We start from the raw sequence: 23,049 nt of genomic DNA, 5'->3' as shown, positions 1-23,049 counted from the left end.
CCCGCACCCTACCCCCACCCGGTATCACGCGACGTGCGGCCTCCCCGCCCGCCGCCGATCATGAGCCCATGACGACTACGGACGAACCGGGGCGGAACGCTGCGGTCGGGGACGACGGCACCCGGCGTCAGTTCATCTCCTGGGTCACCCTCGGCCTGATGACGACCGCCTCCGTGGCGAGCCTGCGCCCCTCGCCGACCATGGCGATCTACGGCCTCGCGGCGATCTTCCTCTATCTGCTCCCGGCCCTCGTCTTCCTGCTGCCCACCGCCCTCGTCGGCGCCGAACTGGCCTCCGGCTGGACGGGCGGCATCTACCGCTGGGTCAGCGAGGCGCTCGGCAAACCGCTCGGATTCATCGCCGTCTGGTGCCAGTTCGCCATGACCATCGCGTACTACCCGAGCCTGCTCGCCTACGTGGCGTCCACCTTCGCGTACGTGATCCACCCGAGCCTGGCCGAGAACGGCCTCTACGTCGCCATCTGCATCGTCGTCATCTACTGGACCGGGGTGTGGGTCAGCTCGCGCGGCACGAGGACCGTCGCGGGCCTGTCCTCGCTGGGCCTGATCATCGGGACGCTCGTCCCCGGCGTCGTGCTCGTCGTCCTCGGCATCGTCTTCCTCGGCCAGGGCAACCCGTCGGCCGCCCCGATGGGCGCGAGCCACTGGCTGCCCCCGTGGACGGGCCTGGCCAGCCTCGTCCTGATCGTCAACAATTTCCTCTCCTACGCGGGCATGGAGATGAACGGCGTCCACGTCTCGTCGCTGCGCAACCCGCGCGGCGAGTACCCGCGCTCGATCTTCCTCGCCACCGGCCTCGTCCTGCTGATCTTCATCCTTCCGGCGCTCGCCATCAGCTGGGTCATGCCCGCGAAGCAGCTCAGCCTGACCGCCGGTCTGATGCAGGCCTTCCAGGCGTTCTTCGACCACTTCCACGTGGGGTGGATGACGAGGATCGTCGGCGTCATGCTGGTGTGCGCGGCGCTCGGCGGCATGCTGACCTGGCTCGCCGGACCCGCCAAGGGACTCGTGCTGCTCTCCCGGCAGGAGGGTTATCTGCCGCCCTTCCTGCAGAAGTTCAACAAGCACGGCGTCCCGCAGAACGTGATGATCGCCCAGGGCGTGCTGACCACCCTCATCGGCGTCCTGTACGCCTTCAGCGACAACGTCTCCAGCCAGTACTGGATGTTCTCCGTCATCACGATCCAGATCTACCTGGTCGCCTACCTGCTGATGTTCCTGGCCGTCGTACGGCTGCGGCGCACCCGGCCCGACGTGCCGCGCGGGTTCGTCGTGCCCGCGGTCACCCTCGTCGCGGGCGTCGGGTTCGTGGCGTCGCTGCTCGCCCTCGTCATCGGGTTCGTGCCGCCCGACCAGTACGACACCGGGCCGCTGTGGCGCTACCTGCTGGTCGTCGGCGGCGGGCTGCTGCTGCTCGGCATCGTGGCGCCCGTCGCGTTCCTCAGGTTCCGCAAGCCCGGCTGGATCCACCCCGACCACCGCGACCCGGTGGGCCCGCCCGCCCCGTGACGGACGTGACGGGCCCTACGGGGCGAGGCGGCGCACGCTGTCCCGGATCACGATGTGCGTGCCCAGGAGCTGGCGCTGCTGCCCGCTCCTGCCCGCCCCGTTGAGCGCGAGACGCACCGCGGTGCGGCCCACCTCCTCGCCGGGGATGTGCACCGTCGTCAGCCCAGGGGTGATGTCGGCGGCCACCGGGTCGTCGTTGTAGCCGACCACCGAGATGTCCTCCGGGACTCGCAGGCCGTACTCCCCGAGGGCCCTGATCACGGCGGCCGCCACCCGGTCGTCGCCCGCGAAGACGGCCGTGAAGTCCGGCTTCCCGTCCGCCTTGCGCAGCAGGTCGCGGATCGCCTCGTCGCCGTTGTGCTGGCCGAACCCGATGCCGTGCAGCAGCGCGTCCGCCCTCGGCACCCCGTGGTCGTCCAGGGCCCGCAGATAGCCGCGCACCCGGTCCTCGCCGGTCGTGTTCCCCGGCTGGTAGCCGATCAGCGCGATCCTGCGGTGGCCGGCGCCCAGCAGATGGCTGGTGATCGCGTGGGCGCCCGCCTCGTTGTCGTACTCGACGACCACCGCGGGGACGTCCGGCGCGGGCGCGGGCCGGCCGCACAGCACGAGCCGTGAACCGGCCGCCGCGAGCGACTGCGCGTACTGCGCCATCCGCTCCCGGTACGCGGCGTCCTCCACGACGCCGCCGACCAGGACGACCGCCTCCGCGGCCTGCTCCCGCATCATCTGCACGAGCGCCAGCTCACGGGCCGGGTCCGCGCCGGTCGACGCCACGAGCGTCAGCCGGTCGTGCTGGGCGGCCTCCTTCTCGACGCCCTGCGCGATGGCCGCGTAGAAGGAGCTCACCACGTCGAGCATCAGCACGGCGATCGTCTTGCGCCCGGCGCCCGCCAACGCGCGCGCGTGCGCGTTGGCGACGTAGTCCAGGTCCTTCGCCGCACGCAGCACCTTGGCGCGCGACGCGGCCGAGGTCGGGTAGTTGCCCGCGAGCACCCGGGACACGGTCGCCACCGAGACCCCCGCGCGCGCCGCCACGTCCCGGATCGTGGCCCGCTCGCCCACTTCGCATCTCCCTCGGTCGGCCCGGCGGGGCCCGCAGGTACCGCGGGTCCCGCACCATCATCGCGTGCGCCGCCGCCGGCGGTGCGCCACGTCCGTCAATGGGCCGCCGCGTACTCCGCCGTGAACTCCTCGACGACCTTCTTGCCGCCCTGAGCCTGCCACTTCGCGTACACCGCGTCCCAGTCGGAGACCTTCTTGCGGCCGGACACGATGGCGGTGACCCCGTCGTCGATCAGCTGCTGGAGGGCGGCGCCCTGCCGGTTGTAGGTGTCCGACTGCAGTCCGAAGCGGATGTTCGGCTGCATCAGCGGGACGACCTCCTGCTGCCAGGCGTGCAGCCGCTCGACGACGGTCGGGAAGCCCGGCACGTACAGCACCTGCGGGGCGTCCGAGAGGTAGGTGAACGGCACGTTCGTCTTCGACTCCAGCAGACCCAGCTCGGTGGGGATCGGGTTGTTGTCCTTGTCGCGCTCGAAGTGCGTGCCCTCCAGGCCGAAGTGCGTCAGCTCGTACTCCTCGGTGCCGAACGGCGCCGCCAGGTAGTCCAGGACGCGCAGGATCAGCTCGATCCGCGCCTTGGACGCCTTCTTGAGGACGGTGTAGCCGAAGATGCCGCGGCTCTGCTGGTACTTCGCGGTCGCGCCGTCCACCGCGTACGGGACGAGGGCGTCGAGGTCGAAGGCTTCCTTGATGCCCTGCGCGGCGGCCGGGTAGGCGAGGAAGCCGTCCGTCATGGACAGCACGGAGCCGTTCCAGAACTGCGTCTTCAGGTCGACCTGCGAGACCGAGGTGGCCTCCGGGTAGTACGAGCCCTGCTTGCGCACCTTCGCCAGGTACTCCAGCGTCGCCCGGAACTCGTCGGTGCCGCCCCAGTGCACCGCCTTGCCGTCCTGCATGGCGAACTCGTTGGGCGCGCCGAACCAGTTGGCGTGCGTCTTGTAGCCGAAGAAGGCGGTCGCCGAGGCGCCGAGCGCCCACTTCTTGCCGGCGGTCGCGTCCTTGGACATCGCCGCGAAGTCGTCCGCGGACATGCCCGCCTTGTAACCCGCCTTCGTGAAGGCGCCGCTGTTGAAGAACAGTGTGTCCTGCGGCTTGGGCCGCTCCACCGGCACCCCGTAGATCCGGCCGGAGATCCGGCCCATGCCTTCCCACGCGTACTGGGGGATGCCCGCGAGGTTCGGGTAGTCCTTGATCGCGTCGCCCGACAGGTACTCGGTCAGGTCGGCGCAGCGCGACTTCACGAACTGGGCCTCGCGGGGCAGGACGTAGCCGCCGCCGATGTTGATGACGTCCGGGATGTCGTCGCCCGCGAACAGCGTCGCCATCTTCGAGCGGAAGTCGGCGTCGGGCACGACGGTGAACTCGACGTCCACGCCGAGGGCCTTGTTGACCGCGGCCCAGTACTTGTTCTGCGCGGCGGGCTTGGGCGGGGTGCCGTACGTGATCGAGAGGACCTTGATCTTCTCCTTGCCGGTGCCGGGCCGCTCGGCGATCGCCTTCACCAGGTCGGCCGGGTACTTCGTGTAGCCGGCCTGGACGCCCTCGGCGGTCGGCGCCAGGTCGGGCGTCGCGCCCTTCGCCGGGGTGTACGCGGGCCAGGCGGCGGCCTTCTTGCCCGCGTTGGAGACGGAGCCGCCGCCGGCGGAGTCGGAGGAGCAGGCGGTCAGCAGGGACGGCGCGGCGATCGCGGCGCCGCCGACGGCGATGGAGCGCAGCAGGGTGCGGCGCGACATGGCGGAAGAGGACATGGCGAAGGGCCCTTCGGCTAAAGGAGGTCGGGACGTGCGGAGAGGAGGGGGTGGTGACTCAGCTCTTGATGGCGCCGGTGAGCACGCCCTTGGTGAAGTACTTCTGCAGGAAGGGGTAGACGAGCAGGATCGGCACGGTGGCGATCACCAGGACGGCCATCTGCGTCGTCTGCGGCGCCGAGACCATGCCCGCCTCGCTGAGGCCGGTGTCGGCGATCTGCGCGCCTCCGATGACGTACGTGCGCAGCACCTGGGAGAGCGGCCAGTGGCCCGACTCCAGGTAGATGGAGGCCGTGAACCACGCGTTCCAGTACGACACCGCGTAGAACAGCCCGACGACGGCGAGCGCGGCCTTCGACAGCGGCAGCGCGATCCGCCAGAACGTGGCCCAGTCACCCGCGCCGTCCAGCCGGGCCGCCTCGTACAGCTCCTCGGGAATGCCCTGGAAGAAGCCGCGCAGCACCACCAGGTTGAACACGTTGATGAGGACCGGCGCGATCACCGCCGCGTACGTGTCCATCAGCCCGAGCCCCTTGACCAGCAGGAAGGCCGGGATCATGCCGGGCGGGAAGAGGAACGTGAACAGCACGACCAGCAGCACCGGCTTGCCGCCGTAGACGCCGGGCCGGCTGAGCGCGTACGCGAGGCACGCGGTGCACGCGAGGGAGAGCAGCGTGCCGACGACGGTGATGCCGATGCTCACGCCGAGCGCCTTCGTCACGATGCCGCCGCTGAGGATGTTCTCGTACGCGCGCAGCGTCGGCTCGCTCGGCCACAGCACCCAGCCGCCGTTGGCCACCACCTCCTTGTTGGAGGCGAGCGACGTGGAGACGATCACCAGGAACGGTACGAGGACCAGACACAGCAGCGCGATGACGGCCAGGCCCTTGGCGGCCTTGGTGACGGGCTTCGGCTTCTCCATCCACGCGGGACGGACCGGGGTTGCGGACGTGCTCACTTGTAGACCCCCTGCTCGCCGAGCTTGTGCGCGATCCGGTTGGCGACGAACACGAGGAGCGCGCCCACCAGGCCCTTGAAGAGCCCGGCCGCGGCGGCGTATCCGGTGTCGCCGCCGACGATGCCCTGCCAGAAGACGAAGGTGTCGAGCACCTCGCCGACCTCCGGGCCCACCGACTGCCGCTGCAGCAGCATCTGTTCGAAGCCGACGGAGAGGATGTCGCCGAGCCGCATGATCAGCAGCAGCACGACGATCGGCCGGATCGACGGCAGCGTCACGTGCCAGAAGCGGCGCCACGGCCCGGCCCCGTCGATCGCGGCGGCCTCGTACTGCTGCTCGTCGACCTGCATCAGGGCGGCCAGGAAGATGATGGTGCCCCAGCCGGCGTCCTTCCAGATCACCTCGGCGACGACGAGCGGCCGGTAGGCGTCGGCGTTGCCGATGATGTCGACGGTGTGCAGCCCGCTGTCGCCCAGGAAGCTGTTCAGCAGGCCCGTGTCGGACAGGACCTGCTGGAACAGGGCGACGACGATCACCCACGACAGGAAGTGCGGCAGGTAGACGACGGACTGCACGAAGCGGCGCAGCAGGTCCGAGGTCAGGCTGTGCAGCAGCAGCGCGATCGCCAGCGGCACGGGGAAGTAGAAGGCCAGCTGGAGCACGGCGATGTAGAGCGTGTTCCACGTCGCGTGCCAGAAGTCCGGGTCGCCGAACATCCGGCTGAAGTTGCCGAACCCGACCCACTGGCTGCCCCACAGGCCGGCGAACGGGTCGTACTCCTTGAACGCCACGACGTTGCCGACGAAGGCGCCGTAGTGGAAGACCAGGAAGTACACGACGCCCGGCACCATGAGCAGCAGCAGGGTACGACTGCTTCGAAACCGTTTCCAGCCCGCAGGTCGCGGGCCTTTCGCCGTCTTTGGGCTGTTCTGTGGCCCGCCGGGAGGGACCGCCACCCCGGCATCGGGCCTTTCCTTCGCCACCGTGGGCACGGGAACCCCTCCGTCGTTGGAACAAGGTGAGGCGGAATCTAAAACGGTTACTACGGGCGGTCAACCCCCTTGGCGTCGGAGAACCTTGACCCCATGGCCCGCGAGTGCCTAGCCTCCTGGGAAATTGATGTAACCGGTTACAGAGTCTGAGGGGTGGAACGAGTGACGGCACACCGACCGACCGCGGCACTGGCCATGGGTGCCCAGGTGGTGGAGCGGGTCTTCCCGCCCGACCTGAGGGAACGGCTGGGCCGCAGCGTGCGGTTGGCCGCGCCGCCTCTGACGGGGGAGCTCGACGGGAGCGCGGCCGCGGAGGTGCTCGGCGGGGTCGAGGTCCTGGTCACCGGGTGGGACTGCCCGCCGCTGACGGAGCGGGTGCTGGACGCCGCGCCGCACCTGAAGGCCGTGGTCCACGCGGCGGGGTCCGTCCGGCCGATCGTCACGGATGCCGTGTGGGAGCGCGGGCTGCTCGTCTCGTCGGCGGCCGACGCCAACGCCGCACCCGTCGTCGCCTTCACCCTCGCCGCGATCACCTTCGCGGCCAAGGGGGCGCTGCCCGCCGCCGCGGCGTACGCGACGGCGTGGCCCGGGTTCCTGGAGCGGGAGGGCGCCGACGGACGGGTCGTCGGCGTCATCGGGGCGTCACGGATCGGGCGCCGGGTGATCGAGGCGCTGCGGGCCGACTCCGCGGGGTACCGGCTGCTGCTGTGCGATCCGTACGTGTCCGAGGGGGAGGCCGCGCGGCTCGGGGTGGAGCGGGTGGGGCTCGCCGAGCTGTGCCGGCGCAGCTCGATCGTGACCGTGCACGCGCCTCAACTGCCGGAGACGCGCGGGATGCTGAGCGCCGAGATGCTGCGGCTCGTGCCGGACGGCGGGGTGGTGGTCAACACGGCGCGGGGGTCGTTGATCGATGCGGAGGCGCTGGCCGCGGAGTGCGGGTCCGGGCGGTTGTCGGCCTACCTCGACGTCACGTCCCCGGAGCCGCTGCCCGCCGGGCATCCGCTGCTGACGTTGCCGAACGTGCTGGTCACTCCGCATGTGGCCGGGGCGCAGGGGAGTGAGGTGCGGCGGCTCGGGGTGTATGCGGTGGAGGAGGTCGAGCGGTATGTGGGTGGGGTGCCGTTGGTGGGGATGACGGGGCGGGGGGACATGGCGCGGGTGGCGTGAGCGGGGGCGCTCGCGCGTCTGCCGGGTGCCCGTTCGTCGGCGGGTGCGGGCCGGTGGGGCTTCTCGCGCAGTTCCCCGCGCCCCTGAGATGCGCACTGCGTGCGCCATCTCAGGGGCGCCCCGTCAGGGGCGCGGGGAACTGCGCGACCAGCCACCACGAGAGCCGCGGTGGCCAGGGGTCAGGACGCGGCAGACGCCTCAGTGGCGGCGGAACGACGTCACGTAGCCCGGGGCCGGCGAACCGACACCCGTCACGTCGTCGTAGCCGCGGACCGCCTTCAGCGAAGCGTCCTCACCGAGGCTGCGCACGGAGGTGAGCAGCCCCTCCGACGCGTCGTAGCTGTTGGCGAAGTCGACCCGTGCCACGGCGAGTTCACCCTTGACCGGGTGGTCCGTCACGTCGTGGTAGAGCGGCGAACCGTACCGGGCGTAGATCGACGGGTTGGCGAAGCCGAGCGGCTGCCCGCCCCGCGTCTGCTGCGCCAGCGCCTGCACACCGGCGATGACCGGCGCGGCCAGCGACGTACCGCCGATGCGGTACTCGTCGTAGCCGAGCGACCCGTCGGGCAGCGTCTGCGTCTGGCCCACCAGGAAACCGGTGTTGGGGTCGGCGATGGCCGCGATGTCCGGGACGACGCGGTTCACGCCGCCGTTGGCCTTCGCCAGCGCACCCGGCACGACGCCCTTCTGGTAGAAGGGCTGCGGGACGGTCTTGCTGGTGCCGCCGCCCGCGCCGGAGGTGTACGCGCCGGGGAAGTCGGTCCAGCTCTTGCCGTCCGCCGACAGGTTGGCCTTCAGCGTGCCCCAGCCGGTCTCCCACTTGTACGTGTCGCCCTTGCCGACGGCCAGCGAGGTGCCGCCGACCGCCGTCACCCACGCCGAGTTGGCGGGCGTGTCGACCTGCTTCGTGCCGGTGGAGGCGACGTTGTCGCCGTTGTCGCCGGAGGAGAAGTAGAAGCCGATGCCCTCGACCGCGCCGAGCTGGAACACCTGGTCGTAGGCGGCGGCCAGTTCGGGCGTCTGGTTGGCCTCGATGTCGCCCCACGAGTTGGAGACGATGTCGGCGAGGTGCTTGTCGACGATCGTGTTCAGCGAGTCCAGCAGGTCGTCGTCGTAGCAGGACGACGCGCCCACGTACGTGATGTCCGCCTGCGGCGCCACCGCGTGCACGGCCTCGACGTCGAGGGTCTCCTCGCCGTACCAGCCGGCCGCGCCGCACTCCTCGGTCTTCGTGTAGTTCTTCGGCAGGACCTGCTTCAACTGGCCCTTGGCGTACGGCGCGTCACCGTTCTTGGCCGCGTACGTCGCCGCGTCCTTCGCGATGGTCGGCGAGGCGTACGCGTCGGTGATGGCGACCCGCACGCCCTTGCCGGTGGCCTTGCCCGCGCCGTAGGCGGCGCGCAGCTGCTTGCCCGTGTAGCCCTTCACGGCGTACGGGACCTTCGTGCCGTTGGCGTCCGGGAGGGTCTTGGCGACGTTGGAGCCGTAGTACGAGGAGAACGGCCCGGCGTTGCGGAACACGGCGTCCGGCGGCGGCAGTTGGTCCTGGTGGTCGACCGTGTGCGGGGCGCTGTCCAGGCCCGTGACGGTGAGCACGGCGCCGTCGAGCGAGGCCGGTACGGACGCGGCGGCGGACGGGGCGCGGTAGGTGTGCGTGCCCTTGGCGTAGTTGTGCAGCTGGGTGCCGAACGCCTTCTCGGCGGCGCTCACGTCGCCCGACACGGATATGTAGTGCGCGGTGCTGCCGGTCACGGTCAGGCCCGCGGACTTCAGCCACGCCGACACATCGGCCATCTGCTGCTTCGTGGCGCCGAAGCGGGCCTGCGCCTGGTCCGCGCTCAGGTACTTGCCGTACGAGGCGGAGGACGGGTCGGACACGGCCTTCGCGTAGGCGGCGAGGCCCTTGGCGTCCCGGCCGGCCAGGTACACACGGGCGTTGACCTGGTTGCCGTTCGCGGTGGAGCCCTGGTCGGCGGAGCCGGTGGCCCACAGCGGCCTGGTGCCGGAGAGGGTGTCGCGGCCACCGGTGTCGGCCTGGGCGACCGGGGAGACGAGCGCCAGGGCGCCGGCGATGAGCGGCAGCGTCGCCGCGATGCGGATGGATCTCGTGGATCTCAAGGTGGAACCCCCTGGGTGAGATGCATGCGTGATGCACACGCAGGGGGCCCACTCTCGTCAGGAAGCGTTCACGTGAGGGGAATGGGTCGATCAAGAAGACGTCAAGTCGGATCAAGCCAGTTCAAGTATGGTTCAAGTCCGGTCAGGATGGACCGATTTGGGCCGGGTTCATCGGGTCACGGGGTGGCGCCACGCTCCTTCAGCATCCCCGTCATCAGGTCGATCTCGGACTGCTGCGAGGCCACCATGCCGCGCGCGAGCCGCCGTTCGGCCCCCACCTCGCACCGCTTCACGCACCCCTCGGCCATGTGTACGCCGCCCTTGTGGTGCGCGATCATCAGCCGCAGGAACCGCACCTCGGCCCGCCTGCCGCTGTCCGAACGGAGCTGCTCCAGCTCGGTGTTGGTCGCCATTCCCGGCATCAGCGCGCCGTCCTCGCCCGCGGGCATGTCGGCCATGCCCATCCAGGCCATGGGCGGCTTCTCGGACACCTTCGGCAGTTCCCACAGATCGAGCCAGCCGAGCAGCATGCCCCGCTGGTTGGCCTGGGTCTGCGCGATGTCGTAGGCGAGGCGGCGCACGTCCTCGTCCTTCGTCCGGTCGCGCACGATGTACGACATCTCCACGGCCTGCTGGTGGTGCACGGCCATGTCGCGCGCGAACCCGGCGTCCGCCGACTCGGCCGCCGGCACCTTCAGGTCGTTCGGCCCGCCGTCCCCGTCGGCGACGGCGTACGTGACGGCGCCGCCCGCGACGAGCACCGCCGCCGCGGCCGACGCCAGCCACCCCGTACGACGCCTCACTGCGCGAGACCGCCGGTACAGGCGGCGCCCGGCTCAGGGGTCTGCTTGCCCTGCACGAACGTCGAGAAGAACGAGGCGACGGCCGGGTCCGAGGCGCTCTTCACCGTCCGCTGGTGCCCCCACGCGCTGAGCATGATCGGGTCCTTCTGGTCCTGCACCGGGCTCATCAGCGAGTACGGCGTCGCCTTGACCTTGGTCTGCAGGGCCTTCACGTCGGCCGCGCTCGCCTTGTCGGTGTACGTCACCCAGACGGCCCCGTGCTCCAGGGAGTGCACCGCGTTCTCGTTCGCGAGCGCCTTCTCGTAGACGTCGCCGTTGCAGTTCATCCACACCTGGTTGTGGTCGCCGCCCACCGGGGGCGTCATCGGGTAGGCGACCTTCTTGGCCACGTGGTTACGGGTGAGCTTGCCGCTCCACGTGCCCACGCCCGCCTTGTCGTAGTCGAACTTCCCCGAGCCGGCCGCGGCCTTCGAGTCCGCCTGGTCGGAGCCGGAGTCGTCGCCCTTGGTCACGGCCCACGCACCGACTCCTATCAGAGCGGCCACGACGACGGTGCTCACCGCGACGACGGCGATCCGGCCCCGGCGCTCGCGGGAGCGCTCGGCTCGGCGCATCTCCTCTATGCGGTCCCTGCGGGACGCGGAGGATGCGCTGGACGTGTTCTTGGCGGAACCCATGGAATGTCCTTCGGTGAAAAGGATGAGACGGGCGGGTCCGCTGATCGTAGTGGGGAAAAGGGCCGGTGGGGAGGACGTCTCCGGGCCCGCTGTCGTCGGCGTACCGAACGGCAGGCACTATGGCCCTGGGGGGTTCAACAGGCACTATGAACACAACACCGGCCGATCAAGGATGATCATGGTCGGCAACGCGCACGAAACGGGCGTGTGGTGGGATGTGAGCAGGCCCTTCGACGTCCCCTGATCGACGTCCCGCAGCGTGGGAGCAGGCGGCCTGACCAGCAAGGATGGGTGGAAGCGGAAGATGGACAAGCAGCAGGAATTCGTGCTCCGGACTCTGGAGGAGCGCGACATCCGGTTCGTTCGCCTGTGGTTCACGGACGTGCTCGGCTTCCTCAAGTCGGTCGCCGTGGCCCCGGCCGAGCTGGAACAGGCCTTCGACGAGGGAATCGGCTTCGACGGCTCCGCCATCGAGGGCTTCGCCCGGGTCTACGAGTCGGACATGATCGCCAAGCCGGACCCGGCCACCTTCCAGGTCCTGCCGTGGCGCGCCGAGGCTCCCGGCACGGCCCGGATGTTCTGCGACATCCTGATGCCCGACGGCTCCCCGTCCTTCGCGGACCCGCGCTACGTCCTCAAGCGCGCGCTCGCCAAGACCTCCGACCTCGGCTTCACCTTCTACACCCACCCCGAGATCGAGTTCTTCCTCCTCAAGGACAAGCCGCTCGACGGATCGCGCCCGACGCCCGCCGACAACTCGGGCTACTTCGACCACACCCCGCAGAACGTGGGGATGGACTTCCGCCGCCAGGCGATCACGATGCTCGAATCGATGGGCATCTCGGTCGAGTTCAGCCACCACGAGGGTGCGCCGGGCCAGCAGGAGATCGACCTGCGGTACGCGGACGCGCTCTCCACGGCGGACAACATCATGACGTTCCGCCTGGTCATGAAGCAGGTCGCGCTGGAGCAGGGCGTGCAGGCCACCTTCATGCCGAAGCCGTTCTCCGAGCACCCCGGCTCCGGCATGCACACGCACCTCTCGCTCTTCGAGGGCGACCGGAACGCCTTCTACGAGTCGGGCTCCGAGTACCAGCTCTCCAAGGTCGGCCGCTCCTTCATCGCGGGCCTGCTGAAGCACGCCGCCGAGATCTCCGCGGTCACCAACCAGTGGGTCAACTCCTACAAGCGCATCTGGGGCGGCTCCGAGCGCACCGCCGGCGCCGGCGGCGAGGCCCCCTCCTACATCTGCTGGGGCCACAACAACCGCTCGGCCCTCATCCGCGTGCCGATGTACAAGCCCGGCAAGACGGGCTCGGCCCGCGTCGAGGTCCGCTCGATCGACTCGGGCGCCAACCCGTACCTCACGTACGCGGTCCTGCTCGCCGCCGGCCTCAAGGGCATCGAGGAGGGCTACGAACTCCCGCCGGGCGCCGACGACGACGTGTGGGCCCTCTCCGACGCGGAGCGCCGCGCGATGGGCATCGAACCGCTCCCGCAGAACCTCGGCGAGGCGATCGCCCTGATGGAGCGCTCGGAACTGGTCGCCGAGACGCTGGGCGAGCACGTCTACGACTTCTTCCTCCGCAACAAGAAGCAGGAGTGGGAGGAGTACCGCAGCGAGGTGACCGCGTTCGAGCTGCGGAAGAACCTGCCGGTGCTGTAGTCGCGCAAGAAAGCCGCGGACGCGTCTGCTCGTCGATGAGCAGACGCGTCCGCGGCTTTCGTCGTGGCTGAGGGCGCCCCTGCCGGGGCTACAGCGCGTCGCGCAACGGCACCGTCGCGCGCTTGCGGTACTCCTGGATCGCCCAGCCGTTGCCGTCCGGGTCCTTGAAGTGCATGAACGTGCCGCCGTCGTCCGGGCCGAAGGAGACCGGCTCCGAGACCTCCAGGCCGCGGGCCGTGAGTTCGTCGCGGGCCGCCTTGATGTCGCTGACGACGAGCTGGAGGCCGTGGTACGTGCCGGGGGCCGGGGTGCCCGTCGGGATCGGGACGCCTTCGGCGAGGACGATCGAGCAGCCGGAGCCGGGCGGGGTGAGCTGGACGATCCGGGAGCCCGGCATCACCTCGCGGTCGACGTCGCAGCGGAAGCCGACCTGGTCCACGTAGAAGGCCTTGGACCGGTCGATGTCCGAGACGGGGAGCGGGATCACTTCCAGGGTCATGTCCATCGGTCAAAGGTAGGCGGGGGACACCGCCGCCGTCAGGATTTCGCGCGCGGATCCGGTGCCGTCGGCGGCGACCGTGTACAGGTCGGCGCCGTAGTCGCCCGGAAGCGCGTACGTCACGTGCCGGTCGTCGCTCCACTCCGCCTGATCGTCGACGCTGCGGGTCTCGGCCAGCGGCGTCTCGTGCAGGGTGGCCAGGTCCAGTACGTACAGACGCCAAGGAGCGTCCGCGGGCAGGCCCGGGACACGCTTCTTGTACGCGATCCGGGTGCCGTCGGGGGAGAGCGAAGGGCACTCGACGTTCGTGTGGAGCGTGGTGACCGTGCGGGTGCGCAGATCGCCGCGGACCAGGTACGTCTTCCCGTGCGTGGCGAGCGTCGCGTAGAAGTGGCGGTCGTCCGCGGCGAAGGTGACGCCCCAGAAGTTGACGTCGGGCGCGCGGTAGCGGTGTCCGTCCTTGACGATCGCGTACGCCTCCAGGGACGGGGTGAGGACGCCGGTCGCCGTGTCGAGGATCGCGGCCCGCGTCGAGAAGTTCGTGCCCGCGTAGCTGTCGCCGCCGACGAACGCCGTCCACGCCGCGTACCGCCCGCTCGGCGACACCCGGGCGCGGGACGGGATGCCGGGGACGGCGTAGTGCTCCTTCTCGTGGAGCGCGGAGTCGAGGACGGTGGCCCGGTAGGTGTCGGACAGCGCGCCGTGGACCGCCTGGAGGCAGATGCCCGTGCCCGAACGGGCGTGGAAGCGCAGGCACTTGAGGCCGGTCGCGGTCGCCGTGCGCGGGCCGGAGGGGTGCGCCGCGCGCGTGGTGGTGAGCTCGTCGCGGTGCGGGCCCCAGGCCATGTTGCGGAACACCAGCTCCCGGGTCTCCGAGGTGAGCCGGAACTGGCCGGCGGTGATGGCGGGCCCGCCGGGGCGGGCCCGGTCCCTGCGGTCGGCGCGGGCCGACGCGTGCAGCACCGCGGCGGTCGCCACCGCCGCCAGCGCGAGCACCGCCGCGAGGAGGATCGTGAGCTTGCCGCGGATGGTCATGTGCCCGCTTCCGTACGAGGGGTGGTGGGCCGGAGCACGTACGCCACGACGGCGCATCCGGCGAGCAGGACAGCGGCGACACCGAGCGCGGTGCGGTCGCCCCACGCCGTCCAGGCCGCACCGAACCCGAGGGAGCAGCCGAACCGGGCGAGCGCCTGGCCCGTCTGGATCACGGCGAGGCCGGACGAGCGCCGCGCCTGGGGCAGGCCGGCGGAGGCCGCCGCCATCAGGACGCCGTCGGTCGCCGCGTAGAACGTGCCGTGCAGGAGCAGCACCGCGTAGGGCAGCACGGGGCTGTGCGCGTGGGTGAGGAGCAGTCCGTAGACCGCGAGCAGGGCGACGTGGCCGCCGAGGAAGACCCGCCAGGCGCCGACCCGGTCGGACAGCCGGCCCAGCGGTGCGGCCAGCGTCAGGAACGCGGCGGCCGTGCCCAGCGGGAGGAGCGCGAACCAGCGCTCGGGAACGCCGAGTTGGCGTTGCAGGAGGAGATAGACGAAGGCGTCGCTGACGGTGGCCAGGCCGAGGAGGGTGGCGCAGACGGTCGGCCGGAGCAGGGGGCGCAGGGCCAGTTTCGCGGCCGGCCGGGGCGCGGCGGCGGCCGGCGCGGCGGCCCGCGACGACGGCACGAACAGCACCAGGACCAGCACGCCGAGCACCGCCACGCAGAAGCTCACCGTGAACACCGCGTCGTACCCGTCCACGGTCCACCGCAGGATCAGGAACGCCACCAGCGGCCCGAGGAGCGCGCCCGCGGTGTCCATCGCCCGGTGCACCCCGAACGCCCGCCCCCGCGCGGCCGGTTCGCTCGACAGCGAGATCAGCGCGTCGCGCGGCGCCGTGCGCAGCCCCTTGCCGGTGCGGTCGGCGGCGAGGACCGCGCCGATCAGCGGCAGCGAACCCGCGACCAGGAGCAGCGGCTTGCACAGCGCCGACAGGCCGTAGCCGAGCACGGCGACCGTCTTGTGGCGGCCGCCGCCGCTGTCCGCGAACCGGCCGCCGACCAGCCGGACCAGCGCCGAGAAGCCGTTGTAGACGCCGTCCAGGAGGCCGAAGCCGAGCGGGCTGAGGCCGAGGCCCGCCACCAGGTACAGGGGCAGGACGGCGGTCACCATCTCGGACGAGACGTCGGTGATCAGACTGACCGTGCCGAGCGCGAACACGGTGGGGCCCACGGCGCGCCGCCGCCCGGCACGGGGCCGGGCGGCGGGCTCCGCGGACGTCGGCGCCGACGGTGTGGCGCGGCTGTCCGCTACGTACATGTCACGACGTCCAGATGCCGGTGATGTCCTTGGCCGACGCCGCGTTGCCCGCGTGCGAGGTCAGGCCGTGCATGTCCTCCAGGGTGCGCAGGAGGTCGTAGTGGTTGTAGGTCGTCGAGGAGGTGGCCCCGGGCGTGACCTGCTGCCCGTAGAAGACCGTGGGGATCTTGTTGCCGCTGAGCCGGTTGTCCTCGTCGAAGGTGACGACGAGGAGGCTGTTGTGGGCCTTCGCCCAGGTCGCGTACGCGCCCAGGTTGTCCTTGAGCCAGGTGTCGCCCGTCTTGACCGAGCAGTCGTGCATGTCGCTGCACAGGTCGGGGACCACGAAGGAGACCTGGGGCAGCGTCGAGTAGTCCGAGGGGAACTGCGCGAAGGTCTTGGCGGACGACGTCGGCACGTTGCTGAAGCCGAACCACGGGTTGTGCTTGCGGGCGTAGTCACCGGACGAGCAGGTCGTCGAACCCTGGCTCGGCAGGCCCTCGTTGTAGCTGCCCCACGTCTTGCCCGCGGCGATCAGCTCCGACGCCAGGTTCGGGGCGGAGGAGAAGCCGGGCGTGTAGCAGCTGTCGTCCGTGACGCCCTGCGTGGAGCCGGAGAACAGGGCGAAGTAGTTGGGCTGGCTGGGGTGGGTCTCGGCGTACGAGGCGGTGAGGTTGGCGCCGCCCGTCTTCAGGCTGTTGATGTACGGGGCGCTGGAGGAGCCGATGACCTGGCTGTACGCGTGGTTCTCGAAGACCACGACGACCGTGTGGTCGGGGGTGGGGACCGTCGACGCGGCGTGCGCCGGGGTGGAGCCGGTGAGGGCGAGCCAGCTGCCGGTGGCGGCCGCCGCCAGCGCGAGCGCAGAGGCGAGCACCTTGCCACGGGCACGCCCGAGGAATGTTCTGCCGGACACGTGAGACCTCCGAAGAAGGGGAGGAGCGGGGATCTTGGCGGTGCGGCCAGAGCATGCACACGCCAAGAATCCCCTGAGTCACGTCGTCCGGTTCCGCCGGATGAAGCGTGGGTGAACGCTTACCGCTCGGACAGCGGAGACGGCGCCTCCTGCACCGTCCAGCCGTTGCCGTCCGGGTCCGTGAAGAACATGAAGGAGTTCCACGCCTCGCCGCCGGGCCCCTCCGTCCAGCCCTCGGGCCCCGCGTGCTGCACCGGGCTCACCTCCACACCGCGCCCCACCAGCTCCTCCCGGGCGGCCGCGATGTCCGTGACGCACACCTGGAGCCCGGTGAGCGAGCCGGGCGCCATCGCGTCCTGGCCCGGCGCGCCCGGCAGGCCCTCGGTCAGCGCGATGGAGCAGCGGGAGCCGGGCGGCGTGATCTGCACGATGCGCACGCCGGGCGCGACCTGGCTGTCCAGGTCGACCTTGAAGCCCACCTTGTCCGCGTAGAACTCCTTGGCCCGGTCCACGTCGGAGACGGGGACGACGATCACTTCGAGGGTCCACTCCATGGCCTGTCCTTTCGTAGGCGTCACTGGAGGCGTCACTGGAACCGCCAGCGGGTCTGCGTGAACTGTTCGCCCTTGCCGAAACCGAAGACCGTGCGCGGCGCGACCGCGAAGACCAGGGAGGCGCCCTGCTGCCCCTGGAACGCACCGTCGGCACGGACCTCGAAGTGCCATGCCGGACCGTACTTCCCCTCCCACGCCTTGGCGAGGGCGCCCAACCGGTCGGCCGCGGTGACCCGCACCGCCTCGCCCTCCACGACCACGTCGAAACCGGCGGCCCACGCGTCGCTGCCGGTGGTGAGGGCAACGTGCGGGTTCGCCGCGAGGTTGAGCGCCTTGCGCTCCCGCTCGCCCGTCGTGAAGTGGAGCGCCCCGTCCAGCCAGACCCCGAGCAGCGGCGTCACGTGCGGGCGGCCGTCCGGCCGTACGGTCGAGATCCAGAACAGCTCGGCGGCGGCCAGCTGCCGCTCGGCCACCGGCCAGGGGACGGGGGCGGCGCCCGGCGAGCTGTAGCGGGCGTCCAGCGAGGTGCTGTGCGGTGAACTGCGCGGGGGGCTCTGCGGGGAGCTGTGCGGGGAATCCTGCGACATGGCGACGGTCCTTCTTCCGGCCCTGTGAATCCTCTCCTCATCAGAACGACTCCGCACGCCGTCACAACTCATCGGTCCCGCCGGGACCGCAGTAGGCTCATGCCAGCGTGTGATCGAACAGGAGGCCGGGATGTCGGTGCCGCGAGGGCGACGGAGCAGTACCTTCACCCGTCTGTTGCGGCACGGATTCACCGATCCGTCCGGCGCGGAGCGGCTCCTCGACAGCGAAGCGCTGTCCAGCGTGCGCTCCGACCCGCTGCTCCTGGACGCGCTCGGCGCCACCGCCGACCCCGATCTGGCCCTGCTCGGCCTGGTCCGGCTCGTCGAGGCGCAGGAGCGGGTGGCGGGCGACGCGGGCCGCCGGGAGCTGCTCGACACCCTCATCACGGCGAAGCCGCTGCGCGACCGGCTGCTCGGCGTGCTCGGCGCCTCCGAGGCCCTCGCCGACCACCTGGCCCGGCACCCCGCCGACTGGCAGGCGCTCGTCACGTACGAGCCCAGCGATCTGCACCCGGGCGTCGAGGAGTTCGAGCGCGGGCTCGCCGACGCCACCGACCCCGACTCGCTGCGCGTCGCCTACCGGCGCTGTCTGCTCTCCATCGCCGCCCGCGACGTCTGCGGCACCACCGTCATCACCGAGACCGCCGCCGAGCTGGCCGACCTGGCGACGGCGACGCTGCGCGCGGCGCTGGCCATCGCGCGCACCGCCGCGCCCGGCGACGCCGCCCTCTGCCGGCTCGCCGTGATCGCGATGGGCAAGTGCGGCGGCCACGAGCTGAACTACGTGTCCGACGTCGACGTCATCTTCGTCGGCGACGCGGCCGACGGCGCCGACGAGGGCAAGGCGGTGCAGGCCGCGACCCGGCTCGCCTCGCACATGATGCGGATCTGCTCCGAGACGACCGTCGAGGGCACCATCTGGCCGGTCGACGCGAACCTGCGCCCCGAGGGCCGCAACGGCCCCCTCGTCCGCACCCTCTCCTCTCACCTCGCCTACTACCAGCGCTGGGCCAAGACCTGGGAGTTCCAGGCCCTGCTCAAGGCCCGCCCGGTGGCCGGCGACCCCGACCTCGGCGAGGCGTACCTCGCGGCCGTCTCGCCGCTCGTCTGGCAGGCCGCCGAGCGCGACAACTTCGTGCCCGACGTGCAGAAGATGCGCAAGCGCGTCGTCGAGAACATCCCGGCGGGCGAGGTCGACCGCGAACTGAAGCTCGGCCCCGGCGGGCTGCGCGACGTCGAATTCGCCGTCCAGCTACTGCAGTTGGTGCACGGCAGGGCCGACGCCTCGCTGCGCAGCGGCACCACCCTCGACGCCCTCGCCGCACTCGCCGACGGCGGCTACGTCGGCCGGGTCGACGCCGTCCAGCTCGACGACGCCTACCGCTTCCTGCGCACCCTCGAACACCGCATCCAGCTCTACCGGCTGCGGCGCACGCACCTCGTGCCCGAGGACGACGCGGACCTGCGCCGCATCGGCCGCTCGATGGGCATGCGCACCGAACCCCTCACCGACCTCAGCCGCGCCTGGAAGCGCCACACCTCCGTGGTGCGCCGGCTGCACGAGAAGCTCTTCTACCGCCCGCTGCTCGACTCCGTCGCCCAACTCGCCCCCGGCGAGACCCGGTTGAGCACCGAGGCGGCCCGCGAGCGGCTCGTCGCCCTCGGCTACGCGGACCCCAGCGCCGCCCTGCGGCACCTGGAGGCCCTCGCCTCCGGCGTCAGCCGCAAGGCCGCCATCCAGCGGACCCTGCTCCCCGTGCTGCTCGGCTGGTTCGCCGACTCGGCGGACCCCGACGCGGGCCTGCTCAACTTCCGCAAGGTGTCCGACGCACTCGGCAAGACCCCCTGGTACCTGCGGCTGCTGCGCGACGAGGGCGCGGCCGCGGAGAACCTGGCCCGGGTGCTGTCCGCGGGCCGCCTCGCCCCCGACCTCCTCATGCGCGCGCCCGAGGCGGTCGCGCTGCTCGGCGACGAGCGGGGCCTCGAACAGCGCGGGCACACCCCGCTGGAGCAGGAGGTGATGGCCGCGGTGGGCCGCGCCGACGGCGGCGAACAGGCCGTGGTGGCGGCCCGCGCGGTGCGCCGCCGCGAACTGTTCCGCACCTGCGCGGCCGACATCATCGCCTCGTACGGCACCGAGGACACCCCCGCCGTCGCCGACCAGGGCGCACTGGTGGACCGGGTCGGCGGCGCGGTGTCCGACCTGACGGCCGCCACCCTCGCCGCGACGCTGCGCGCCGTCGTCCGCGACGGCTGGGGCGACACCCTGCCCACCCGCTTCGCGGTGATCGCCATGGGCCGCTTCGGCGGCCACGAACTGGGCTACGGCTCCGACGCCGACGTCCTGTTCGTGCACGAGCCCCGCGAGGGCGTCAGCGACCACGACGCCGCCCAGGCGGCGAACAAGGTCGTCGCCGAGATGCGCCGGCTGCTCGCCCTGCCGAGCGCCGACCCGCCGCTCCTGATCGACGCGGACCTGCGCCCCGAGGGCAAGTCGGGGCCGCTCGTGCGCACCCTCAAGTCCTACGAGGCGTACTACCGCCGCTGGTCCCTGGTCTGGGAGTCGCAGGCCCTGCTGCGCGCCCAGCCCGTCGCGGGCGACGAGGAGCTGGGCCGGGCGTTCATCGACCTGGTCGACCCGCTGCGCTACCCGGCCGAGGGCCTCGGCGACGACGCGATCCGGGAGATCCGGCGGCTCAAGGCCCGGATGGAGTCCGAGCGGCTGCCCCGCGGCGCCGACCCCACCCTGCACACCAAGCTCGGCCGCGGCGGCCTCTCCGACGTCGAGTGGACGGTGCAGCTGCTCCAGCTCCAGCACGGCTGGGCGGAGCCGGGCCTGCGCACCACCCGGACCCGGGAGGCGCTGGCCGCGGCGTGCGCGGCGGAGCTGATCCCCGTCGAGGACGCCGCGATCCTCGACGAGGCGTGGGTGCTGGCCACGCGGGTGCGCAACGCCGTGATGCTGGTGCGCGGCCGGGCGGGGGACACGTTCCCCTCCGACGGGCGGGAACTCGGCGCGGTCGGGCGGTACTTGGGGTACGGGCCGGGGCACGTCGGGGACATGCTCGACGACTACCGGCGGATCACCCGGCGGGCCCGGGCCGTGATGGAGGAGCGCTTCTACGGGGCGTAGGCCTCCGGCGGCCGGGCGGGATCGCGCGGGGGCGTCTGCCGGGTCCTTGCTCGGCGGGTGCGGGTGCGGGTGCGGGTGCGGGTGCGGGTGTGCGGGGCTTCTCGCGCAGTGCCCCGCGCCCCTGGTGGCGGAACCTTTCTCTCAGGTCCTCCGCAAGGTGTGGCAGTGGGTGATGAACGCCGTCAGGGCCAGGTCGAAGGCCGCGTTCGTCCGGCCCTCCGCCACCGCGGCCAGGGCCCGCTCAAGGAGCGGGGTGGGTGTCTCGTCGGACAGTTCCCACATCGCCTCGGGCGCCGCCATGTCGAGCGCCGAACCGAGCACCACGTTCTCCAGCCCGATGATCACCGGCATCACGTCGGCCAGCGCGAACCCTGAATCCAGGAGCAGCGCCACCGCCAGCTCGTACTGCGCGAGCACGCGCGGCGCCCGCACCGGGTTCGTCGTCAGGAGCGGGATCGCCCTCGGGTGCGCGGCGAACGCCGCACGGTAGGAACGCGCCCACGCCGCCATCGCCTCGTCCCACGGCAGCCCCGAGGTGAGCGGTGCCGGGTCGATCGCGGCGGCGACCCGCTCCCGCAGCAGCTCCACGATCCCGTCCCGGCCGTCCACGTGGTGGTACACCGAACCCGTCTGCACACCCAGCCGCCTGGCGATCTGCGGGACGCTGAAGTCGCCCTGCTCGTCGACGAGTTCCAGCGCCGTCGTCGCGATGCGCGCCCGGTCGAGGAGTGGCTTGCTCGGCCGTCCCATCCGCTGCGTTCCTCCGTCACGTTCGAAAAACGGGTCTTCCCGTGAGCCCGAACAGGAGGTTACATTGCCGAAACCGAAAGCCTTTAGGTTTACGTCGCCGCGGCCAGAAGGGCTCCCCTCCGCATGTCCGTGACCTCCCCGCAGTCAGCCCCGCCGAGCACGCCACCAGGCCTGCGCACCGGCACCCTCGGCACCGCCGACATCGCCTTCTTCGTCGTCTCCGCCGCCGCCCCGCTCACCGTCATGGCGGGCGTCGCCCCCATCGCCATCGCCCTCGGCGGCATCGGCGCCCCCGCCGGCTACCTCCTGGCCGGCCTCACCCTCGCCGTCTTCGCCGTCGGCTTCACCGCCATGAGCCGCCACGTGAAGGGCGGCGGCGCCTTCTACGCGTACATCACCCAGGGCCTCGGCCGCCCCGCGGGGATCGGCGCCGCCCTGCTCGCCATGGTCGGCTACAACGGCATGGAGATCGGCGTCTACGGCCTCCTCGGCTCCGCCACCCAGGACACCGTGCACGCCCTCTTCGGCACCGACGTCCCCTGGCTCCCGGTCTCCCTCGCCGGGCTGCTGCTCATCTGGTACGGCGGTTTCCGCTCCATAGACTTCGGCGCGAAGCTCCTCGGCGTGCTGCTCGTCGCGGAGACCGGCATCCTCGTCCTGCTCGCCGCCGGAGTACTGCTCGACGGCGGCGCCCACGGCCTGTCCGCCGCGTCCTTCGCGCCCGGCAACGTCCTGGTCCCCGGCACCGCCGCCGTCCTCGCCTTCGCGTTCGCCGCGTTCACCGGCTTCGAGTCGACCGTCATCTACCGCCGCGAGGCCCGCGACCCGGACCGCACGGTGCCGCGCGCCACGTACATCGCGGTCGGCTTCCTCGGCCTCTTCTACGCCTTCACCGTGTGGATCGCCATCCAGTCCTTCGGCGACGCGGCCGTCGTGAAGGCGGCGGGCAGCGACCCGGGAGGCCTCTTCTTCACCGCGATCACCACCTACGTCGGCGGCTGGGCGGCCGACCTGATGCACGTCCTCATCGTCACCAGCGTCATCGCCTCCCTCCTCGCCTTCCACAACGCCATCAACCGCTACGGCCTCGCCCTCGCCGACGAGGGCGTGCTGCCCCGCGCCATCGCCCGCATCCACCCCAAGCACCGCTCCCCGTACGTCGCCGGGGCCGCGCAGACCGTCCTCGGCGCGGTCGTCGTGCTCGGCTTCTGGGCGGCCGGCGCGGACCCGTACGACCAGCTCCTGCTCTGGGTCAACACCCCTGGAATGCTGGGCCTGATGGCCCTCCAGCTCCTCGCCGCCCTCGCGGTCCCGTTCTTCTTCCGCCGCGTCACGCACCAGGAGGGCGTGTGGCGCACGGTGGTGGCCCCCGTGGCCGCGACCCTCCTCCTGGCGGTCGCGATCACCCTGGTGGCCACCCACATCGACCTGTTCACGGCGGCGCCCCCGCTGGTCAACGGCGCCCTGATGGCAGTGGCCCCCGCGGTCTTCGTCATCGGCCTGGCACTGGCGTGGCGACTCAAGCGCACCCGCCCGACGACCTACGAACGGTTCGGACACTAGGGCCGCGGGGCCGTATCGATGTGCGGCTCCGCCGCGTGAGCGCGACCAGCCACA

Annotated in this window: 19 protein-coding genes; 5 read left to right on the top strand and 14 right to left on the bottom strand. The window is 71.5% G+C overall.

The genetic code is table 11. The features are described 5' to 3' along the window. Nucleotides 1-68: 68 nt before the first annotated feature. Nucleotides 69-1,529 carry an APC family permease gene (locus RBJ77_RS26220; protein WP_372347289.1) on the top strand — a complete coding sequence of 487 codons (1,461 nt, stop codon included), beginning with the start codon at nucleotides 69-71 and terminating at the stop codon, nucleotides 1,527-1,529. A 15-nt stretch (nucleotides 1,530-1,544) separates the two neighbouring features. Here RBJ77_RS26220 and RBJ77_RS26215 read toward each other — a convergent pair whose 3' ends face one another. The 4 genes from RBJ77_RS26215 to RBJ77_RS26200 all read right to left on the bottom strand — a co-directional run bounded on the left by RBJ77_RS26215 (nucleotide 1,545) and on the right by RBJ77_RS26200 (nucleotide 6,148). After that, a complete protein-coding gene (locus tag RBJ77_RS26215; RefSeq protein WP_255979373.1) occupies nucleotides 1,545-2,591 on the bottom strand; it encodes a LacI family DNA-binding transcriptional regulator in 1,047 nt (348 codons plus the stop codon). Nucleotides 2,592-2,686: 95 nt separating this feature from the next. Then, nucleotides 2,687-4,339, bottom strand: coding sequence for a sugar ABC transporter substrate-binding protein (locus tag RBJ77_RS26210; RefSeq protein WP_372347288.1), 1,653 nt, complete (start codon nucleotides 4,337-4,339; stop codon nucleotides 2,687-2,689). Between the two features lie 58 nt (nucleotides 4,340-4,397). Further along, nucleotides 4,398-5,261: a carbohydrate ABC transporter permease gene (locus RBJ77_RS26205; RefSeq protein ID WP_372347415.1), complete on the bottom strand. Its 864-nt coding sequence runs from the start codon at nucleotides 5,259-5,261 to the stop codon at nucleotides 4,398-4,400. Between the two features lie 32 nt (nucleotides 5,262-5,293). Next, entirely contained in the window at nucleotides 5,294-6,148 is an 855-nt protein-coding gene (locus RBJ77_RS26200) for an ABC transporter permease (RefSeq protein ID WP_372347287.1), read from the bottom strand. A 336-nt stretch (nucleotides 6,149-6,484) separates the two neighbouring features. Between RBJ77_RS26200 and RBJ77_RS26195 the strand changes: the two genes are divergently transcribed. Continuing rightward, entirely contained in the window at nucleotides 6,485-7,456 is a 972-nt protein-coding gene (locus RBJ77_RS26195; RefSeq protein ID WP_372347414.1) for a hydroxyacid dehydrogenase, read from the top strand. A 198-nt stretch (nucleotides 7,457-7,654) separates the two neighbouring features. Here RBJ77_RS26195 and RBJ77_RS26190 read toward each other — a convergent pair whose 3' ends face one another. From RBJ77_RS26190 to RBJ77_RS26180, 3 genes are all read right to left on the bottom strand, one after another. Beyond that, a complete protein-coding gene (locus RBJ77_RS26190; protein ID WP_372347413.1) occupies nucleotides 7,655-9,550 on the bottom strand; it encodes a protease pro-enzyme activation domain-containing protein in 1,896 nt (631 codons plus the stop codon). A gap of 200 nt (nucleotides 9,551-9,750) precedes the next feature. Further along, nucleotides 9,751-10,377: a DUF305 domain-containing protein gene (locus tag RBJ77_RS26185; protein ID WP_372347286.1), complete on the bottom strand. Its 627-nt coding sequence runs from the start codon at nucleotides 10,375-10,377 to the stop codon at nucleotides 9,751-9,753. Next, nucleotides 10,374-11,054 carry a DUF3105 domain-containing protein gene (locus RBJ77_RS26180; protein WP_372347285.1) on the bottom strand — a complete coding sequence of 227 codons (681 nt, stop codon included), beginning with the start codon at nucleotides 11,052-11,054 and terminating at the stop codon, nucleotides 10,374-10,376. The genes RBJ77_RS26185 and RBJ77_RS26180 overlap by 4 nt, the downstream gene beginning before the upstream one ends. Nucleotides 11,055-11,358: 304 nt before the next feature. On the opposite strand from RBJ77_RS26180, the gene RBJ77_RS26175 reads away from it, so the two are divergent. Continuing rightward, the gene (locus tag RBJ77_RS26175; protein WP_255968977.1) at nucleotides 11,359-12,720 is read left to right on the top strand and encodes a glutamine synthetase family protein; all 1,362 of its coding nucleotides are present in this window, start codon (nucleotides 11,359-11,361) and stop codon (nucleotides 12,718-12,720) included. A gap of 88 nt (nucleotides 12,721-12,808) precedes the next feature. On the opposite strand, the gene RBJ77_RS26170 is transcribed toward RBJ77_RS26175, so the two are convergent. The 6 genes from RBJ77_RS26170 to RBJ77_RS26145 form a co-directional block, all read right to left on the bottom strand. Then, nucleotides 12,809-13,225: a VOC family protein gene (locus tag RBJ77_RS26170; protein WP_372347284.1), complete on the bottom strand. Its 417-nt coding sequence runs from the start codon at nucleotides 13,223-13,225 to the stop codon at nucleotides 12,809-12,811. Between the two features lie 3 nt (nucleotides 13,226-13,228). Continuing rightward, nucleotides 13,229-14,254 carry a TolB family protein gene (locus RBJ77_RS26165; RefSeq protein WP_372347283.1) on the bottom strand — a complete coding sequence of 342 codons (1,026 nt, stop codon included), beginning with the start codon at nucleotides 14,252-14,254 and terminating at the stop codon, nucleotides 13,229-13,231. Beyond that, nucleotides 14,251-15,513 carry an MFS transporter gene (locus RBJ77_RS26160; RefSeq protein WP_372347282.1) on the bottom strand — a complete coding sequence of 421 codons (1,263 nt, stop codon included), beginning with the start codon at nucleotides 15,511-15,513 and terminating at the stop codon, nucleotides 14,251-14,253. The genes RBJ77_RS26165 and RBJ77_RS26160 overlap by 4 nt, the downstream gene beginning before the upstream one ends. Before the next feature lies 1 nt (nucleotide 15,514). Further along, the gene (locus tag RBJ77_RS26155; protein ID WP_372347281.1) at nucleotides 15,515-16,408 is read right to left on the bottom strand and encodes an alkaline phosphatase family protein; all 894 of its coding nucleotides are present in this window, start codon (nucleotides 16,406-16,408) and stop codon (nucleotides 15,515-15,517) included. Nucleotides 16,409-16,527: 119 nt separating this feature from the next. Next, the gene (locus RBJ77_RS26150) at nucleotides 16,528-16,962 is read right to left on the bottom strand and encodes a VOC family protein (RefSeq protein WP_372347280.1); all 435 of its coding nucleotides are present in this window, start codon (nucleotides 16,960-16,962) and stop codon (nucleotides 16,528-16,530) included. A 32-nt stretch (nucleotides 16,963-16,994) separates the two neighbouring features. Further along, nucleotides 16,995-17,549, bottom strand: a complete 555-nt coding sequence (locus RBJ77_RS26145; RefSeq protein ID WP_372347279.1) for a pyridoxamine 5'-phosphate oxidase family protein — start codon at nucleotides 17,547-17,549, stop codon at nucleotides 16,995-16,997. 130 nt (nucleotides 17,550-17,679) lie between these two features. Here RBJ77_RS26145 and RBJ77_RS26140 point away from each other — a divergent pair, with 130 nt between their 5' ends. Next, nucleotides 17,680-20,682 (top strand): bifunctional [glutamine synthetase] adenylyltransferase/[glutamine synthetase]-adenylyl-L-tyrosine phosphorylase, encoded by a 3,003-nt coding sequence (locus RBJ77_RS26140; RefSeq protein ID WP_372347278.1) that lies wholly within the window; start codon nucleotides 17,680-17,682, stop codon nucleotides 20,680-20,682. A gap of 141 nt (nucleotides 20,683-20,823) precedes the next feature. Here the strand turns inward: RBJ77_RS26140 and RBJ77_RS26135 are convergent, their stop codons facing one another. Further along, complete coding sequence (locus RBJ77_RS26135) at nucleotides 20,824-21,432, bottom strand: TetR/AcrR family transcriptional regulator (protein ID WP_372347277.1); 609 nt, start codon at nucleotides 21,430-21,432, stop codon at nucleotides 20,824-20,826. A gap of 123 nt (nucleotides 21,433-21,555) precedes the next feature. On the opposite strand from RBJ77_RS26135, the gene RBJ77_RS26130 reads away from it, so the two are divergent. After that, complete coding sequence (locus RBJ77_RS26130; RefSeq protein WP_372347276.1) at nucleotides 21,556-22,995, top strand: APC family permease; 1,440 nt, start codon at nucleotides 21,556-21,558, stop codon at nucleotides 22,993-22,995. Nucleotides 22,996-23,049 lie beyond the last annotated feature (54 nt).

Source organism: Streptomyces sp. KL116D (genome assembly GCF_030766975.1).
Taxonomy (GTDB): domain Bacteria; phylum Actinomycetota; class Actinomycetes; order Streptomycetales; family Streptomycetaceae; genus Streptomyces; species Streptomyces longispororuber_A.
Note: the sequence above shows the minus strand (reverse complement) of the source record. Positions and strands in the feature narration are given on the sequence as shown.